Raw genomic sequence first — 18370 nt, 5'->3', positions numbered from 1 at the left:
GAAGGAGGAATTCGAATGGCAGCTTCCGCATCTAAGCGCAAAACCGACTACGACGTTCTCGCAATCTCCCGCGGCTCGAACTTCGCGATCAACGCGTTCTTCTGGTTCTACTCCGCGATCTGCATCATACCGGTCCTACTGCTCATCGGCGTCTCGTTCTCGGACGAGAAGCAGGTGCTCATTCACGGATATAAGTTCTGGCCCGAGAAGTTCAGCGTCGAAGCGTACAACTTCCTGCTGAACGACTGGCGGCCGGTGGTCGACTCCTACGGCGTCTCGATCTTCGTCACGCTGGTCGGCACGGTCATCGCGCTGACGATGATGTCGCTGTACGCGTATCCGATCTCGCGGCGCGACTTCAAGCACCGGAACGTGTTCTCCTTCATTATGTTCTTCACGATTCTGTTCAACGGCGGTCTCGTACCGTTCTACCTGATGTACTCGAACATTATCGACCTGAAGGACACGGCGTTCGTGCTCATGCTTCCGATGTTCGTGCAAGGGTTCTTCGTCCTCCTGATCCGCACGTTCTTCTCCAACTCGATTCCGACGGAACTGCTCGAGTCGTGCAAGATCGACGGTGCGGGCGAGATGAGAACGTTCTGGAGCATCGTGCTCCCGCTGTCGCTGCCGGTGCTCGCATCGGTCGGGCTGCTCTGCACGCTAGGCTACTGGAACGACTGGTTCCTCAGCCTGCTGTTCATTACCGACGACGGCCCGCACACGATTCAATTCCGGATGTACGAAGCGCTGCTCGACATTCAGTACCTGAGCGCGAACTCGGCGGCTTACTCGGCGATTCTGCAGGCGAACCCGCAGTTCACGATGCCGAGCGAGACGGCGCGGATGGCGATGGCGATCGTCGGCGTGGGACCTATTATTTTCGCTTATCCGTTCTTCCAACGATTCTTCATCCAAGGCTTGACCGTAGGCGCGGTCAAAGGGTAATGTCTACTGGAAAGCAAGGGTAACGAGGCATCATCTACCGTTAGGCTACATCCGGTTACCGGCCGGTGAGCATAGATTCCAACCAAACAAAGGGAGGCACTACCCATGCTTAGAAAGAGCAAAGCAAGCAAATCGTTCGCGCTGCTGATGGCGGCAATCCTGATGCTTGCAGTCGTATTAGCGGGTTGCGGCAACAACAACAATAACGGCGAGAACGCGTCCCCGTCCGCTTCGGCGAAACCGTCCGAATCGACGGCGGCAAGCTCCGACGCTCCTGCTTCGTCGGCGGCGGCTCCGGCCGATCTCGAGGAAGTGACGCTGTCCCTGACGTTCCCGGGCACGGCTCCGGCGGACGAGAAGAAAGTCGAAGAAGCGATCAACGCTTACCTGAAAGACAAGATCAACGCCAAGATCGACATCAACATGATCGATTGGGGCCAATGGGATAACAAGATCAACCTCGCGATCGCCGGTCGCGAAGAGATGGACATTCTGTTCACGGCAGCATGGAACGGCCACTCGAACAACGTCGCGAAGGGCGCGTTCCTCGCGGTCAACGATCCGAGCGGCAAGTACGGCAACCTGCTCGAGAAGTACGGCCAAGGCGTACTCGAGACGCTGCCCGAAGCTTACCTGGCCGGCGCGAAGATCAGCGGCCTGAACTACGCGGTACCTACGAGCAAGGAGCTCGCGGAACAAGGCGGCGTCATCTACCGTACGGACATCGCGGACGAACTCGGCCTGACGGCTCAACTCGACGCCGTGAAGACGATCAAGGACCTCGAGCCGATCCTCGCTACCGTCAAGGAGAAGAAGCCAGAGCTGATCCCGCTGTACATGAAGGACGGCGAGAACTTCAACTCCCACTACTTCGCGAAGTACGACCACCTGGGCGACGGCCAGATCGACGGCGTCATCCTGAAGAACGGCACGGAAACGACGGTTAAGCCGCGTAACGAGTTCCCGGTCTACAAGGAGACGCTCGCGGTTACCCGCGACTTCTTCCAGAAGGGCTTCATTAACAGAGACGCGGCTACGGCTCAGCTCTCCCCGCAAGACGCAATGAAGGCTGGCAACGTGTTCATGGGCGTATTCCCGCTCAAACCGGGCAAGGACGCGGAAGTCGCGAATGCCGCTAACCTGCAAGGCAAGCTGAAGCAGATCAACATGACGGACCGCACGGTATCTACCGGCGAGACGGCCGGCTCGATGCTCGGCATCACGACGACGTCGAAAAATCCGGAGCGCGCGATGATGTTCATCAACCTGCTCCACACGGACAAACAACTGAACAACCTGCTCAACTTCGGTATCGAAGGCGAACACTATACGCGCAGCGGCGAGATCATCACCGCTACGGATAAGACGCCTAACTACGCGATCGGCGCTTCCTGGATGTTCGGCAGCCAGTTCCTGAACTACGTGTGGAACACGGAAGATCCGAACAAGTGGGAACTGTTCAAGCAGTTCAACGAAGGCGCGATCAACTCGCCGGCGCTCGGCTTCACGTTCAACGCAGAGCCGATCTCCTCGCAGGCTTCCGTCTTGACGAACATCCGCAAGGAATACGATCCGGGTCTCGACACGGGCGCGATCGATCCTGCGAAGGCAGACGAATACTTCAAGAAAATGAACGACAACGGCCTGAAAGACATTATCGCCGAGAAGCAGAAGCAACTCGACGCGTTCCTCGCAGCGAAATAATCGATCTATTACCTTCCTCATGCAAGACGAAACCGCCAAGCCGCCGGGCTTGGCGGTTTTGCTTCGTGCGTGCGGGCGCGGCGTTGACATTGGCTTAACGATTCGTTAGCATTAATGAGAATGAAGGTTCGGCTGGAAAAGAATGGGGATGTGCTTCGCATGCAACCGGGATTGCTCGTTATTAGCCACGGGTCGCGGGAAGCGGGCTGGGTCGCGCTCGTCGACCGGACGGTCGAGGCGGTTCGCGCCGCGCTCGGCGGGGAGATGGTCGTCGAGGCCGCGTTCCTCGAGCTCGTGGAAGGGCGGCTCATCCAGGACGGCGTCGACCGGCTGGAAGCCGCGGGAGTAGATCGGATACTGGCGCTGCCGCTGTTCGTATCGTCGGGGAGCACGCACGTGGACGAGATCGGTTGGGCGTTGGGCGCGTACGCGGAGCCCAAGCTCGAGACCGATATTGCTCGCGTTGCGGTGAAGGCGGCGCTGACGTACGGCGAGCCGATGGACGACGCGCCGGAGGTCGTCGACGTGCTGCTGGAACGGCTGTCGGCGTTGTCTGCGTCGCCGGGTAAGGAGAGCTTGTTGCTCATCGGGCACGGCAGCAAGGAGCCGGGCTTCATGGAGGCATGGCAGAGGGGCATAGCGTCGCTTGGCGAGCAGCTCGTCGCGCGCGGCGGGTACCGCGGGTACGCGGGGGCGCTGCTGCAGCTGGAGGAAGTCGGCGAGCGCTATCGGGAGCTCGTTGCTTCCGGTTCTGGAGACGACGGGGGAGCGGTGCTGGTGGCTCCTCTGTTCCTGAGCGAGGGGTATTTTACGGCGACGGTGATTCCGAGGGCATTGAACGGGCTAGATTGCCGCTATGACGGGCGCGCGTACATGCCGCATCCGCGGGTGGCGGAGTGGGTGGCGCGTAAGACGCGGGAATGGTTATTAGCATAGCTTCGCGTTGCATGGCGAAATGAATGAAGGAACGAAGAGGGGATCCGATTGGCTATTCCAAGAGCACGATTAATCTATAATCCGACTTCCGGCAGGGAAGAGATCAAGCGCAAGCTGCCCGCGATTCTGCAGCGGCTCGAGCGCGGCGGCATCGAGGTGTCGTGCCACGCGACCGAGTGCAAGGGCGACGCGACGAACGCGGCGGCCATCGCGGCCGAACGCGGCTTCGACATCGTCATCTCGGCAGGCGGAGACGGTACGTTGAACGAGATCGTGCACGGTCTCGCGGGAGCGGAGCATCGTCCGGCGCTGGGCCTCTTGCCGCTCGGGACGACGAACGACTTCGCGCGGGCGCACGGTATTCCGCGCCATTGGGAAGGCGCCGTCGATCTGATCACGAAGAACTATTCGACGCCTGTGGACGTGGGCAAGGCGAACGACAAGTACTTCATTAATATCGCCGGCGGCGGCTCGCTGACGGAGCTGACTTACGAAGTGCCTAGCAAGCTGAAGACGATGGTCGGCCAGCTCGCTTATTATATGAAGGGAATCGAGAAGGTCGCGCGGCTTCATCCGACGCCTCTCAAGATTACCGCGGACGGAGTCGGGGAGTTCGAGGAGGAGTTCATGCTGTTCCTGATCGCGAACAGCAACTCCGTCGCCGGCTTCGACCGTATTCTGCCGGACGCCTCCACGTCGGACGGCGTGTTCGACTTCATTGCGCTGCGCAAGTGCAGCCTGCCGGAGTTCTTCCGGATCGCGACGCTCGTCATGCGCGGGGAGCCTGTGCTGCACGACTCGCACTTCCTGCACTTCACGAGCAACAAGATCACGGTGGAGACGGAAGAGCGCGTGCAGCTTAACCTCGACGGCGAATTCGGCGGCACGCTGCCGTGCGTGTTCGATATGCTGCCCGGGCACATTCGCGTCATCGTCGACGAGCGCGGCGAGACGTCTTACCGCAAGAACGGCGGCCCGAACCGGGCGCTCATGCTATGAGCGGACGCAAGAGCTGGGGCGGTAAGGGTCGGCAGGGTACAGAAAAACCGAAGTCGCTGGCCGGCGTGCCGGTATCGTCCGGACAGACGGTAGAGTGCGACGTAATCGGCTTAACGCATGACGGAGAAGGGGTAGCCCGGTACGAGGGCTATACCCTTTTTGTTCGTGGGGCGTTGCCGGAGGAGCGAGTTACGGCTGAGGTTGTCAGCGTCGGAAAGTCGTTCGGACGGGCTCGATTGGTTCGGGTTATTAAGGAGAGTCCGGATCGGATTAAGGCGCCATGCGCGATCTATGACGCATGCGGCGGCTGCCAATTGCAGCATCTGAGCTATCCCGCGCAGTTGAAGTGGAAACGGCAGCACGTCGTGAGCAACCTCGAGCGGATCGGGAAGCTGAAGGTTGCGGGCAACGGCGCGGACGACGGCGAAGGCGTCATCGTGCATCCCGTTATCGGCATGGACGAGCCTTGGCGCTATCGCAACAAGGCGCAGGTGCCGATCGGCTCCGGCGAAGCGGGTCTCATCGGCGGCTTCTACGAGCAAGGCAGTAATGTCGTCGTCGATATGGTCGCTTGCTTGATTACGCAGGAAGAGAACGAAGCATTGGTGCGCGCCGTGAAGTCCGTCGCTCGAGAGCTCGGCATCTCCGCGTACAATCGCGAGACGGGGCGCGGGTTATTGCGGCATGTCGTCGTGCGCCATGCGCAGGCGACCGGCCAACGCATGGTCGTCCTCGTCACGAACGGCCTCGACATTCCTTATGTGGACGAATGGATCGGCCTCATCCGCGAGCAAGTACCGGGGCTCGTCAGCGTCTGCCAGAACGTGAATACTGGGGCGACTCCCGTCGTCATGGGTGACGTCACGCGTACGTTGTGGGGCGAAGACGTCATCTATGACGAGATCGGCGGCATTCGCTTCGCCATCTCTCCTCGTTCGTTCTTCCAGGTGAATCCTGTTCAGACGGAGAAGTTGTATCGCTCCGCGGTGGAATACGCGGCATTGACTGGGGACGAAGTTGTGGTAGACGCCTATTGCGGTATCGGCACGATTACGTTGTTCCTCGCACAGTATGCTCGTCGCGTGTACGGGGTGGAGATCATTCCGGAAGCGATCGAGGATGCTCGGCGGAATGCGTTGCTGAATGATATTCGGAATGTTGAGTTCGAGGTTGGGGCGGCAGAGGTTGTGATGCCGAAGTGGCAGTCGCAGGGCGTGACGCCGGACGTTATTGTCGTCGATCCGCCTCGCAAGGGCTGCGATCCGGCGTTGATTCGGACGATGCTGGAATTGAAGCCAGAGAGGATCGTGTACGTCTCATGTGATCCGTCCACGTTAGCTAGGGACTTGAGGTTGCTCGAGGATGGCGGGTATCGGACGGTGGAGGTTCAGCCGGTGGATATGTTCCCGTGGACGGGGCATGTGGAGTGTGTGGCAGGGGTGTCAAGGGTGGTGAAGTGAATGTCCGAAAAGCCCTTGTGGGTATAGGGTTTTCGAGTTTTGGACACTGAAAATAGACGATAGAAAACAGTGATATCCGCTTGGTCAACCGGGCGGGTTTGTTTATTCGGCGTAGATTTTAGTATGTTATAATAAGTCTCAAATATCGGTAGTTATTTAACGAGGATGGTGAAACGTATGGATCAAATCAAAGACCTGCAAAAGCTTATTAAGCTCACTGGTGATCGCGCTAAGCTGGATGCCAAGGCAAACGAAACATACATTGTTTATAAAACGTTAGAAGGCCAGATTGTGAAGGAGTACAATGATGGTCATGTTATCCCTGTGACAGAACAGGATTCCCCTCATGCATGAACTATCACCAATGATGTACGTTTTCGCCGGGAACAATGGAAGCGGGAAAAGCACCATACGAAATCTGATTGTTGACCGGCTTGGAATAAGCGTTAATATTGATCCCGATGCACTGGCAAGGGGCATTGATTCGGTTCATCCCGAGAGTCGCAAAGTAACTGCAGGGAAAGAAGCCATCAAATTGTCTAGGGAATGTATTCATAACGGTAGGGATTTTTCAATAGAAACAACGTTGGCAGGCGGGAATGCCATTCGGCTCATGCGCGATGCCAAAATGAACGGATTCGAAGTAACCATGTTTTATGTCGGTCTAGGCGATTATCATTTGAATATTGAGAGGGTAGCTGTCCGTGTTAAAAATGGCGGACATCACATTCCCTCCGAAGATATTAAAAGGCGTCATGATACCACCATCCAAAACTTGCTCGCTCAGCTTCATCTAATTGACCACTTAATCGTGATCGATAACAGTCAATCGGAAGGCAGGATTATATTAGGGGCAGATCATGGTGCAGTAACTTACCGATCAGACTCCATACCATCATGGATTGAATGCATTGTACAGAAATTGAATCCTTAGTAAGAACAGGCTATGCAAGTTGGTCTGTTCTTTTCTTATTAGTAGAAAATTCTATCGCTTCGTCTTCATAGATTATTCGAACCGTGATACGATAGTCGTTAATGATGGCTACCTATTATGGGGAATTGAGGGGATCAGCTTGATAGATAAAGTGATTCGTATTTTCAAAATGATTAACGCCATTCAAGCGAATCCCGGCATTTCGGCGAATGATTTAGCGTTTAAATGCGAAGTGGACATTCGTACGATCTATCGGGATTTAAGAGTGCTCGACTTGATTGCGCCTATTACCAACGATGGCAAGGGAAAAGGCTACAGGTTTATGGGCAAGTTCTCTATGTTTCCACTCAATTTTTCAGAGCAGGAAGCACTTGTATTTTCGCTGCTTCCTTCTGTATTGGACGAAAATAAGCTCCCACCCGGTTTCCAGACGGCGTATGATAAAGTTATGGCAACCCATTTCAAACAAAAGTCCCATCAGATTAATATCATCGAAGATATCGCGAGCATTATTCAAATGGGTACGCCCGCATACCGTAAAGAAAGTCCGAACTTCTTGCAACCGGTCATCCAAGCGATACTGGAGCAAAAGACGATCGACACCGTTTATCACACCCAGTACCGCAATGAAACGACTGAACGGAAAATCGATCCTTATTATCTCGTTCCGCGTGAACGACTGTTTTACCTATTCGGGTATTGCCATTTAAAGAAGGGGATACGGACGTTCCGGATCAGCCGTTTTCAAAAGGTAGAAATTACGGGACAGTCATTCGACAAAGGCGATTTCAACATTAAGCACTATTTGAAAAACACATGGTCGATCGATCGCGGGGAAAAGAATATGACGTTCAAAGTTCGGTTTTCCGCCGATGTGGCCCGGTACATAAAGGAAGAGGAGCTATTCGTTCATCCGCGTATGAAGGATCAGAAGGACGGAAGCCTTATTTTCGAAGTGACCGTTAATAATGAAAAAGAGTTTCTGAAATGGGTGCTCCAATATGGGCCTTCTGCGGAAATCCTTGAACCTAAATCGGTACGGGATTCGCTCAAGGTTCAATTATCGCAGTGGGTCAGCATGTATCAATAGCTATACAGGAGAGAAACAGCCTCGCTTCTACTTTGAAGCGGGGTTTATTTTTTTGCGAACGTTTATTCGCTGACAAATAGGTGCCCAATAGAAACTTTAAGATACAAGTACAAAGACGAGATGAGGAGGCATCGACCATGAAGCTCATCATAACGAAACACGCATTTGAACGTTATCGTGAGAGAGCAGCGGTTTACCGCGGCGACTTTAATGGTTTTCAAAATCAGCTTCAAAAGTTAACACGGAGTGAATTGTGTTTCTTAGAGTGGCAAGGCAAGCCGGCCGTGTATTTCAACCAGTCCTATTGGCGTTACGTGCGGGACGAGAAAAAGAACGAAATCACGCTTGTCACATGTTTGGGTATTTTGGAATTCATCAGTAACGACAAATGGTCGAGACTGGATTCATTTAGAAATAGACGAGCGAATCAGAAAATCATGAAAACCATTCGGAGGAAGGAGAAATACAGTGAATCAAGCCATATCGTTTAATCATGCTTGGAGCAAAGTTTATTTACCGACCGGCGGGGTCGAAAAAGTGTACTTGCTTATCGAAGCGAGGGGAAACGAAGGGGAGAAGGCTCAAATTCGGGCACCGATCAATTTGTCTCTTGTGCTTGACCGAAGCGGGTCCATGTCTGGAGAACCGTTGATGTACAGCAAGAAAGCTTGCCAATTCGTCGCCGATCAAATGAATGTATCCGATCTGCTAAATCTCGTTGCTTTTGATGATCAAGTTCAGACGATTATTCCTCCATCGCAAGTCATACACAAAGATTTGATTAAGCATCGCATCGAATCCATCGAAACGGGAGGAACAACAAACCTTAGCGGCGGCATGATAGAAGGCGCGCAACACGTACGGAAGAAAAAGACGGACGGAATGGTTAATCGGGTCATTTTGCTTTCCGATGGACACGCGAACGAAGGGGTTACGGATAAGCAAAAGCTTTTCGCGATTGCAAAAGAGTACCGTTCTTCCGGGGTAGGAATCAGTACGATGGGGGTTGGAGACGGTTTCGATGAGGAGTTAATGGAAGGCATCGCCGAACATGGCGGCGGCAATTTCTACTATATCGACAAGGCTGACGGCATCCCAGAGATTTTTGAGCAAGAGCTTGAGGGATTGCTATCGGTGATTGCCCAGAACGTTAAACTTACGCTTAATCCTTCGGATGGCACTCAAATCGTTGCTATCTACGGGTATCCGGCAGAGGAGCAGTCTGGCAAGCCGGTTCTCCAATTTGGAGACATCTATCACAACGAGGTAAAGTCCATTCTTGTCGAACTGGCATTCCACCCGCACATCCAAGGCGAACATAACGTGATTCAATTGAACTGGGACTACATTGACGTTACGGAGAGTGCGGTAGCATGCAGCACCCAGATTGAAATATCCACTTCGTTCACATCAGATATCAATCTGCTAAACGAACCTGGTAACGCCATAGTAGAGCAGCAGGTCGAATTAACAAAGTCGGCTAAGGTCATCGAGGATGCCATGGTGGCTTTCGACAATGGCGACATGGAACACGGGCAGAAGCTGCTGAAAGTTCAAGCGGATCAAATGCTGCAAATGTCGATTGCAATGAACAGTCCGATTATGGCGGAAGAGTCGGCGAAGCTTTACAGCCAGCTAGACAATTTCGAATACTCGAGTAAAAAGCGTAAGGAGCTTAATCAGGAGAAATATCGCAGGATGAAAAGGAAGTAAAAGAGAGGGGCTACATATCCATGAAATCATTTTTAATGGTAATTTTCACATTATTGTTTTTCGCATCGATCGCCGGTATCATCTACCCCAAAATGTTCGACAAATTATTCAAGCGCAGGGTTAAACGTTGGATGCTCGCTGTAGGTACGGTTGTTTTGCTCCTATTGATTGGGGTTACTGCACCGAGTGATCCTGAAACGGAGGCGGCTAGCGCTGCGAACGTTACATCGTCTGCTGAAGCTTCCCAAGCCAAGATAGACTCGGATGCAAAAGCTAAAGAGGATGCAGACGCACAGGCGAAGAAAGAAGCAGATGCTAAGGCGAAAGAAGAGGCTAAGCAGAAAGAGAAAGAAGAGAAGGAAAAGGCGGAGGCTGCGGAGAAGGCGGCGAAGGAAGCTGAAAGGGCCAAAAAGGAAGAGGAAGAGAAAGCAGCCGCATTGGAACGCGTTAAAAATCCTGACTGGGATAAATCTGAGATGGATGCATTGAAAAACGGGAATCCACAATTAGCTTTTCAAATGCTTGAGGCAATCGGGGATACAGCCGTCACCCCAACAACTGTAAAAGCAGGTTCAGTGTTTAAAGCCCCCTGGAACTATTATGGAAAGGAAATCCAATTCACGGTTGATGTGGCGATCGTTCAGGACTACCCGCCAGACGGCGACAGCTATATTAAATCCGAAGTTGTAGGTCAGGCTCCGGACGGAACGATCGTAGACATCTTTAGTATGGTTGGAAGCGGCGAAATTCAAGTTGGAGATCAGATTACAGTGGTTGCTTACCCTGTCGGAATTGTATCGGTCGAGAACAAATTAGGCGGGCAAACGGATCAACTGGCGCTAGTAACAAACAAATTGTAAATCGAAGCAGGCACCGGGATAATCGCCGGTGTCTTGGTTTTCCGATTGTAGGAAGGAAAGGGGGTAACTCTCAGCGAATGTAGGTATATTGGATTATGAAATAGGGGGATTGCAGGTGGGTTTGGTGTATCGTCTATTCGACAAAATAAAAGAGGAGCCTCTGCGCCCTAAGGTATTATTGGCAAGGTCTTATGCACAAGGTCACCAATTGCTCGGGCAAATCTGCAAGCGCTACGGGGCGATCTTTAACGTTGATATTCAGACCCTTCGCGGGGTCGTAGTCGAAAAAGCTAAATTGGAACTGTTCCGCCGGCAAATCCGTTTGCTCGATGAGGGACAGACTTTTTGGATTGTTCGGCATTTGATGAGGCAGATCGCCACGGATAATCAGACATCATATATCACTGAAGCTATGTTGAAGCCCGGTATCGTAAACAAAGTCTATCGTGCGGTCAGAGAGATGCGGCAAGCCGGCATTCGTTCAGATCATTTGAAGGCGGAACATTTTACGAATCCGGTCAAAGGCGTCTATTTGCAGCAATTGCTCTCACGATATGAAGTGTATCTTCGGGACCAGAGGCAAACGGATTTTGCCGGATTGTTTGAATATCTGAAGCCGGGAGAAAACGATACGCTTTATTTTGCGATCGAGCCTACTGGGTGGACATGGGCGGAATGCCAAATGATAGAGCGGGTTGCGAACGATCGACTATGCATTCTAGACACTGACGCGCCGTTTTATGATAGTGAGCAGTTTGCCGCTAATACATTTTCTATGTTTCGCGCAACTGGAAGCGTGGCAGAAGTTCGCGAAGGATTCCGCAGAATATTATCAGGGTCAACGGCGCTAGACCGTACGGAAATCATTTTGTCCGATTATGAACGCGACGTTCATGTCATTCTTGCTCAAGCCGAGGCAATGGGAGTCGTGTGTACGCTCTCAAACGGACTGCCACTCCTATTTTGTTCTGCGGGAAGAGCAGCCGTTGGCATAATGGATTGGATCGAGGAAGGCTACCCCGTCAAAAAGCTTGCGGAAATGCTGCGAAATGGCGATATGCTTTTTCCAGATGAGCGGTGGTCTCAGGGAGAATGGGTGCGATTTCTCGAAAAGTCCGGTATTGGTTGGGGCAGGGATAGGTATCTTGGCATGCTTCAGCCGGAGAGACTTGACGAGGAGGTAAGAGAGCAAGGCACTGTTCTATTCGGTCACGCGGAAAAGTGGTTTGATCACCTGCCAGTCAAAAGAGAATGCAATCCGATTCGACTGCTCGAATGGGTGTCTGATTTTGCTGCGAACTATTCGGCTGTACGTTCGCCGGATGATGGCGCGGTCATTGCAACATTGCAAGAATTGGCCAAGTGTAATTCGGAAAGCCCCTCTGAATTGATGCCAATGGAAATGGCCATTCGTTATGTGAGGGAGATGCTTGGCGAGATCCGTATTCGTGTTTCGGCGACGCCGCGGCCGGGCACGGTTCACGTCAGTTCTTTGCAAAACGGCGGTTTAAGTGGGCGGGACCGGATTTGGATCATGGGTATGGATGAGCGGGTATGGAGCATATCCGCCGTACAAGATCCGCTTCTATTAGACGAAGAACGTACCGTGCTATCGGGTTTGGAAACAATGAGTGAACGTGCAAGGAGAACAAGATTTGAACGTGAATCGAGACTCTCGCTTATTCGGGGCGAAGTATGGTTGAGTTATTCTTCTTATGATGTTGGAGAGCAAAAGAGTCAAAGCCCGGCTTTTGAGATGCTTCAAGTGTTGCGTCTGCAATCGGGCGACTCGACGAAAGATTTTGGTGCTTTGAAACATGCGCTGGGTGAACCTTATGGCGTGATGGACGTGATGCATCCTGGCGAAAATCGTAATCCGATTGATTGGAGCGATGCGTGGGCTAGGCTGCTATTAGACGTTAACGGGAAACGCAAAGATGGATGGCAGGTCATGCTCCAGGCTAATCAAGCGCTTGCCCAAGGTTACAAAGCTCAAGTTCTCCGACAGGACGAGAAGCTTTCAGAATACGATGGCTGGCTGAACCTCGATCTTTCCGCAGAACCCAGCGACTCAGGGGAAGATAGAGGCCGTAACTACATTAGCGTGAGTCAATTGGAGCATTATGCGAGTTGCGGGTTGAAGTACTATTTCCACTACATATTGAAGCTTCGTCCGAAAGAAGCCGCGGAATTCGATCGTACAAGGTGGCTGCTGGCGAACGAACGGGGCTCTTTGTTGCATGATGTTTTTTGACGCTACTTAGAGGAAGCAACCGATCGCGGCACGAAACCTGCCATACATGACCGGAACAGATTGGTCAAAATCGTGGAGATGGTGATCGGGGAGTATGCGTTAGCCGTTCCAGCCCCCAGTTCCCACGTGTTAGCCAAGGAGTGCGAGGAAATCCGCCGGGATGCGGAAATCTTTTATCATAGTGAGATCAGGAAAACTGATCAGCCCTGCTTCTTCGAGCTGGAGCTGTCAACGGCTGACGGCGAACCGATGGAGATTGAATTGGCCGATGGCACTCGCTTTAAGCTAAAAGGATTCGTTGATCGTGTTGATCGGATTGGACCCCATGAATACAGAATCATTGATTACAAGACGGGCAATCCGAGCAAATACAAGCCTTCGGAATATTTCAGCAGCGGAACACAGCTCCAACATGCACTTTATGCGATAGCGGTAGAGCAATGGTTTCGAGAGACGGGCGTCGATCCAGAAGCCCGGGTTACGGAAGCGGAATATTATTTTCCAACGGAGCGGGGCCGAGGCGAGTATGTAAGGCGGATACAGAATCGCAAGGAGGATCTGGCATTTATTGTGTCTCAGTTGCTGAATTCCAGAGAACGAGGACTCTACATCCCTGCCAGGGATGCAAATGGGTGCCGATATTGCGATTACCAAGAGGTTTGCGGGCCGCATGCGGATTGGATGGCGGCCAAACGGGAATCGACTGCAAACGTAGATGCGCTGAGTTCGCTTTTGGAGGTAGAGGGAATTGGCTGAACTAAATGCAGTTTCTGTTCTTTCGGATCAAGCTGATCGCGATCGGATCCTAACGGACTTGAACACGACATTGCTGGTTGAGGCTGGAGCAGGATCGGGTAAAACGACCAGTCTAGTCGGGAGACTTCTTGCGTTGATTGAGTCGGGTGTCCGCGTTGATCAAATCGCTGCCATTACGTTTACGAACAAAGCAGCCGATGAGATGAAAGAGCGTTTTCGGCTGGCATTGGAGCGAGCCTATCGAAATATGGCGGACGAAACGATTGCACGCGAAAGGTTAGCTGAAGCACTGGGCAATCTTGATCATATTTTCATTGGGACAATTCATTCGTTCTGCGGATCGCTTTTACGCGAGCGTCCGATCGAGGCTGGGCTGGATCCTTCATTTGAAGAAATGGACGAAGAGAGCGACAAGCAATTTCGAGCGAGCTGCTGGGACGACTACATGGCGGAATTGGGTGAAGCGCAAAGGCAAATGTTTGAGGAATTGCTCAGCTTGCGTGTAGACGTCAATACGCTTCGGACGGTGTATGATCGAGTATCCTTGTTTACGGATATCGAGCTTCCGTGCGAGGAGCGGGCTAGGCCTAACTTCGATCGGATTCGGGATACACTCTTTTCGCTACTCGAAACAGCGGCCCCCTATTTACCGACAGTTGAACCGGAGAAGGGCTGGGATACGGTTCAAAAGCTGGTTCGACAATGCCGCCAGAAAATGCGGTTCATCGACCTTTCGGATGATCTTCGCGTACTCGAAATAGCAAAGGAGTTCGACCGCAATCTCGACGTTACGTTGAATCGATGGACGACTAAAGAGCATGCCAGTGAGATGAAATTGCGATTTTCCGATTGGAAAATCAATGTGCTTATCCCTTTCATAAAGGAATGGCGAGAGTATTTGTACCCGAAGCTAATCATGTTCGTAAGGCCGGCACTAGACTATTACCAGGATAGGCGATATACGGCAGGAAAACTGAACTTTCAGGACTTGCTAATGGAAGCGACCAAGTTGGTGCGTGAAAATGGAGAAGTGAGAGCTTATTTCTCCGGAAGATACAGGAGATTGCTCGTTGACGAGTTTCTGGATACCGACCCTATCCAAGCGGAGCTAATGTTTCTGCTCACAGGCGAGTCAGTAGGTGGCGGATTCGAGAAGGATTGGCGGCGGCTTGTGCCGCGTCCAGGCTCGCTATTCGTGGTCGGGGATCCGAAGCAGTCGATTTATCGTTTTCGCAGAGCGGATATTTCGATCTATAACGAGGTTAAGGCACGGATTCAAGAGTGCGGGGCCGTGTTGCGACTGACGGCCAATTTTCGCTCCGTACGTTCGATTGGCGATTTCGTGAACGGTCAATTCGTCGGCAAGCTGCCTTCTGCGGAGACTGAGCATCAGGCCGCATTCGTGACGATGGAAACTCGTGCGCAGGATCCTAAAGGCTATCGAAAAGCATCCCATGGTATTTATGTATTGAACTACCCGAAGCTGCAGGGCGGGAAAAGCGTCGTCGCTCAGTTGGATGCCGAGCAGATCGCACGGTACATCGCCTGGGCGTGCAAGGGAGGCAACCTGCAAATCGCGGAGCGGGATGGCGTTAGCCGGGCTGCAGTGCCAGGGGATTTCCTCATTTTGACGAAAACACGGGAGTTCATTCATCTCTACGCGGAGCAATTGGATTTGTATGGCGTTCCGGCAGATACATCGGGGAGCACGACGGTCTATGAGGAATTGCTGTCGCTGTGGCAGTTGTTATGTTGTCTGGAGGACTCCGCCAATAAGCCTGCTCTGCTTGCGGTTATGCGCGGCATGTTATTCGGGTTAAGCGATCGGGATTTATGGGCGTACAAAAGAGAAGGATACAGATTCTCTTTGTTCGCAATACCGGAGTTGGAGGCTTGTGCGGAAGCGGCTCGACCGGTTGCTGTTGTGATGAAGCGCTTGTTTCTTTACATGAATTGGGTGCGAGAGAATGGCGCGGCGACGGCGTTCAGCCGAATTGTAGAAGATCTGGGCCTGCTGCCATACGTTTCGACGTTACCTGCTGGTTCCATCCGTGCCGGAACTTTAGTACGGATGCTTCAGCTCGTACAGAGCGATATTTCGACAAGTTCAAGCTGGCCGGAGCTGTGTCGAAAAATTGAGGAGTTGCTGGCCGATCGGGGAATGGAAACGTCGAGCCTTTATGCCGGTGGCAACCAGGCTGTCCGCATTATGAACTTGCATAAAGCCAAGGGGCTTGAAGCGCCCGTCGTGTTCTTGGCATGTCCATGTGGAGAGTCCGACCACGATGCCACGCAGTATATTGATCGGTCGGTTGATCCTGCTGTAGGTTACTTTACAATCAGCCGAACTTTAGGTGAGTACAAGACCGAGCTCGTCGCTCAACCACGAGGCTGGGACGCGATGAATGAGCGGGAGCGATTGTTTGGTCATGCAGAGAAGGATCGGCTTCTCTACGTCGCGGCCACGCGTCCGAAGCAGATGCTGGTCATCAGCTTGTATCCGGAGCAACCGGCTAAATGTCCATGGACACCGCTTATGGACGGGATGGACTTCGCACGAGAGCTGGACGTACCGGCGATGGAACCAGAGAAGAAGGTAGAGCTGATGGATGGGCTGGATTTGAAAACGATCGTGGTGGATCGTCAGCAGAAGCTGGACGCAATCGGTGCGTCGACTTATGCAGTATTTTCAGTAACTGGCCAGACCAAAGCAACCGGCGTTAAGCCGGAATGGTCCGCGGAAGGCAAAGGCATTGCCTTTGGCAGCGTCGTTCATCGGTCGATCGAAATGCTAGGTAAGGGGTTAGCCGAGGTAGAGCTGGAGGATGCGATAAGTTTATTGGCGGACGAGGAGGGCTTGTCGGCGGAGCATATCGGCGAAGCTGTCCGCGTTGTTCGGAATGTGCTGGCCAGCGAGCTATGGCAACGAAGCCTGCGTGCTCAACGCCGTTTGTTCGAGGTGCCGCTAATGATTCGAAAGAGAGCTAATGAGGTCAGCGCTCTTAGCGGTGTTGGGGATGTCGGTTCAGAAGTTGCGGTCGCATCAGCCGGAACTGGCGACATTGAACACGTCTATGTAAGAGGGGTCATCGACTTTCTGTTCGAGGAAGATGACGGATGGGTTATCGTAGACTTTAAGACGGATAGCGTAACGGAAGATAAGCTTCAGACTTTCATCGACTTTTATCGCACGCAGGTGCAGGCGTATGTGGAGGAGTGGGAAGGGACTTTTGGGTATCGGGTGAAGGAAGCCGGGTTATATTTTGCACAAGTAAGGAAATACGTGAATCTTTCTGGAGGATCTCAATGATCGCAGAAATCCGAAACAAAATTTCCTCATCGGGCAGCAATCTGTCCGATCGGTTGGAAGATCAACTGACTGGCAACGTTTTTGGAGCATTGAGATATTTGCCTTCGGAGGTGGGGCTACGGCGTGCAATATCGAATGCCCGTTTTGAATCAGTGGATTCGGCGGAGAAATGGCGGCAATCTTTACAACAGATACAAGGCTATCAAACAATCTACAAATTTTGGCCTCCCAATGAAGAAGGCGAAATTGATTTGATGTTGGATCATCCCGATATTCTTATCGGCGTTGAGATTAAGTATTTTAGTTCATTGTCATCAGAAGATGAGGAAAGCGAATACGAAATAGACATGGTTGATAGCCGGAATCAGCTTGCAAGATATGCTAGAATGCTAGCGAACTACGACAGTGGTTCGAGGCCAAAGTATTTGGTCTTTCTTGCGCCTTTATCAATCCTCACAGAAGTAGAAGCTTCGATGAAGTCTCGAAGGATTATACCAAATGGGGTTGTGCTCGGTTACCTATCCTGGCAGGAGTTGCTGGAGTCTATCCAAGAGGTTGATCTATGCCAGCTTGAAACAGGTCAGAAAATCATCTTGCAAGACATTATGGATCTGCTCGTAAAGAAAGGGTTTGTTCGATTTACGGGATTCGAGGCAGACATGAATCATTTCCAAATAACATCTAACTCTTATATTTTTAATGAATCAAGACGATGCCTTGAGAAATTACATTGGCCAGAAAATACTACTATAAAGGATGATAACTATGTCTACAATCGATCAAGTCGGGCGTAACATTTCTCAAGCGTTTGATGTCATTCTGGCTACTTATAAAAACTTAGATTTACTGTTTACGGAGATGGATTTAGAAGCAAAAGATTTTGGCTACATTTCCTTGACGCCAAAATTTCTCAGGTGGAAGTCGGATAATGAATCGAGCGGCTGGTTAATCAACGATTTCATTAAGTTATATCAGAGGGAAGGGGAATTATCGCCTTCCGAGGAAACCAACCAAGAGATCGGTACGATCTACGGGGTTGAAGTTAGTTTTGAAGAAGATTTTCCAAAGCTTTGGATTATCCGATATGCATTTGATTTCAGTTATTGGAACCGCATGCCGGCCATTTCGGATCATGGTGTTTTTTACTATTCCCTCGCTGAAAATTCAGCATTCATAATCAAAGAAAACGATAATATGCTGATTAGCTTGCCTGTAGATGATCGGGTGAAGAAACGTTATTGGGGGATCGTAAAGGCGGTTGCAAAGTCTATACCACTCGTTAAAGTTAACAATCGGGATGCCATTAGAAATGAAATTTTTGCAGCGTTTGAGTCTCTGCCTGAATAAAACTGATCCTATATGGCTGAATCAAGCAACACTGCTAATTTTTCGAATGGTGACAGATT

14 protein-coding genes and 1 pseudogene are annotated in these 18370 nt (G+C 51.7%); all 15 read left to right on the top strand.

The genetic code is table 11. The features are described 5' to 3' along the window. Positions 1 to 15: 15 nt before the first annotated feature. Complete coding sequence (locus ACFQZG_RS12175; RefSeq protein WP_378152786.1) at positions 16 to 948, top strand: carbohydrate ABC transporter permease; 933 nt, start codon at positions 16 to 18, stop codon at positions 946 to 948. 105 nt (positions 949 to 1053) lie between these two features. Further along, positions 1054 to 2652, top strand: a complete 1599-nt coding sequence (locus tag ACFQZG_RS12170; RefSeq protein WP_378152784.1) for an ABC transporter substrate-binding protein — start codon at positions 1054 to 1056, stop codon at positions 2650 to 2652. Positions 2653 to 2811: 159 nt separating this feature from the next. Beyond that, a complete protein-coding gene (locus tag ACFQZG_RS12165; RefSeq protein WP_378152782.1) occupies positions 2812 to 3588 on the top strand; it encodes a sirohydrochlorin chelatase in 777 nt (258 codons plus the stop codon). A gap of 48 nt (positions 3589 to 3636) precedes the next feature. Beyond that, a complete protein-coding gene (locus tag ACFQZG_RS12160) occupies positions 3637 to 4587 on the top strand; it encodes a diacylglycerol kinase (RefSeq protein ID WP_378152780.1) in 951 nt (316 codons plus the stop codon). Beyond that, on the top strand, positions 4584 to 6047 hold the full coding sequence (gene rlmD / locus ACFQZG_RS12155) for a 23S rRNA (uracil(1939)-C(5))-methyltransferase RlmD (protein WP_378152778.1): 1464 nt from the start codon (positions 4584 to 4586) through the stop codon (positions 6045 to 6047). The genes ACFQZG_RS12160 and rlmD overlap by 4 nt, the downstream gene beginning before the upstream one ends. 177 nt (positions 6048 to 6224) lie before the next feature. Continuing rightward, positions 6225 to 6401, top strand: a complete 177-nt coding sequence (locus ACFQZG_RS12150) for a hypothetical protein (RefSeq protein ID WP_378152776.1) — start codon at positions 6225 to 6227, stop codon at positions 6399 to 6401. Next, complete coding sequence (locus ACFQZG_RS12145) at positions 6394 to 6981, top strand: ATPase (RefSeq protein ID WP_378152774.1); 588 nt, start codon at positions 6394 to 6396, stop codon at positions 6979 to 6981. Before ACFQZG_RS12150 ends, ACFQZG_RS12145 begins: the two co-directional genes overlap by 8 nt. Positions 6982 to 7120: 139 nt before the next feature. Then, a complete protein-coding gene (locus ACFQZG_RS12140) occupies positions 7121 to 8071 on the top strand; it encodes a helix-turn-helix transcriptional regulator (RefSeq protein WP_378152772.1) in 951 nt (316 codons plus the stop codon). A gap of 137 nt (positions 8072 to 8208) precedes the next feature. Next, on the top strand, positions 8209 to 8562 hold the full coding sequence (locus ACFQZG_RS12135; RefSeq protein ID WP_378152770.1) for a hypothetical protein: 354 nt from the start codon (positions 8209 to 8211) through the stop codon (positions 8560 to 8562). Then, positions 8540 to 9784 carry a vWA domain-containing protein gene (locus ACFQZG_RS12130; protein ID WP_378152768.1) on the top strand — a complete coding sequence of 415 codons (1245 nt, stop codon included), beginning with the start codon at positions 8540 to 8542 and terminating at the stop codon, positions 9782 to 9784. The genes ACFQZG_RS12135 and ACFQZG_RS12130 overlap by 23 nt, the downstream gene beginning before the upstream one ends. A 20-nt stretch (positions 9785 to 9804) precedes the next feature. Continuing rightward, positions 9805 to 10644: a hypothetical protein gene (locus ACFQZG_RS12125; RefSeq protein ID WP_378152766.1), complete on the top strand. Its 840-nt coding sequence runs from the start codon at positions 9805 to 9807 to the stop codon at positions 10642 to 10644. Positions 10645 to 11008: 364 nt separating this feature from the next. Then, positions 11009 to 13654: pseudogene (locus ACFQZG_RS12120) on the top strand (PD-(D/E)XK nuclease family protein). Further along, complete coding sequence (locus tag ACFQZG_RS12115) at positions 13647 to 16964, top strand: UvrD-helicase domain-containing protein (RefSeq protein ID WP_378152764.1); 3318 nt, start codon at positions 13647 to 13649, stop codon at positions 16962 to 16964. The pseudogene ACFQZG_RS12120 and the gene ACFQZG_RS12115 overlap by 8 nt, the downstream one beginning before the upstream one ends. Next, positions 16961 to 17758, top strand: coding sequence for a hypothetical protein (locus ACFQZG_RS12110; RefSeq protein WP_378152762.1), 798 nt, complete (start codon positions 16961 to 16963; stop codon positions 17756 to 17758). Before ACFQZG_RS12115 ends, ACFQZG_RS12110 begins: the two co-directional genes overlap by 4 nt. Beyond that, complete coding sequence (locus tag ACFQZG_RS12105) at positions 17730 to 18311, top strand: hypothetical protein (protein ID WP_378152760.1); 582 nt, start codon at positions 17730 to 17732, stop codon at positions 18309 to 18311. The genes ACFQZG_RS12110 and ACFQZG_RS12105 overlap by 29 nt, the downstream gene beginning before the upstream one ends. Positions 18312 to 18370 lie beyond the last annotated feature (59 nt).

The organism is Cohnella sp. GCM10027633 (assembly GCF_042675445.1).
In the GTDB taxonomy this organism is placed as follows: domain Bacteria; phylum Bacillota; class Bacilli; order Paenibacillales; family Paenibacillaceae; genus Cohnella.
This window is presented reverse-complemented; position numbering and strand designations above follow the sequence as displayed.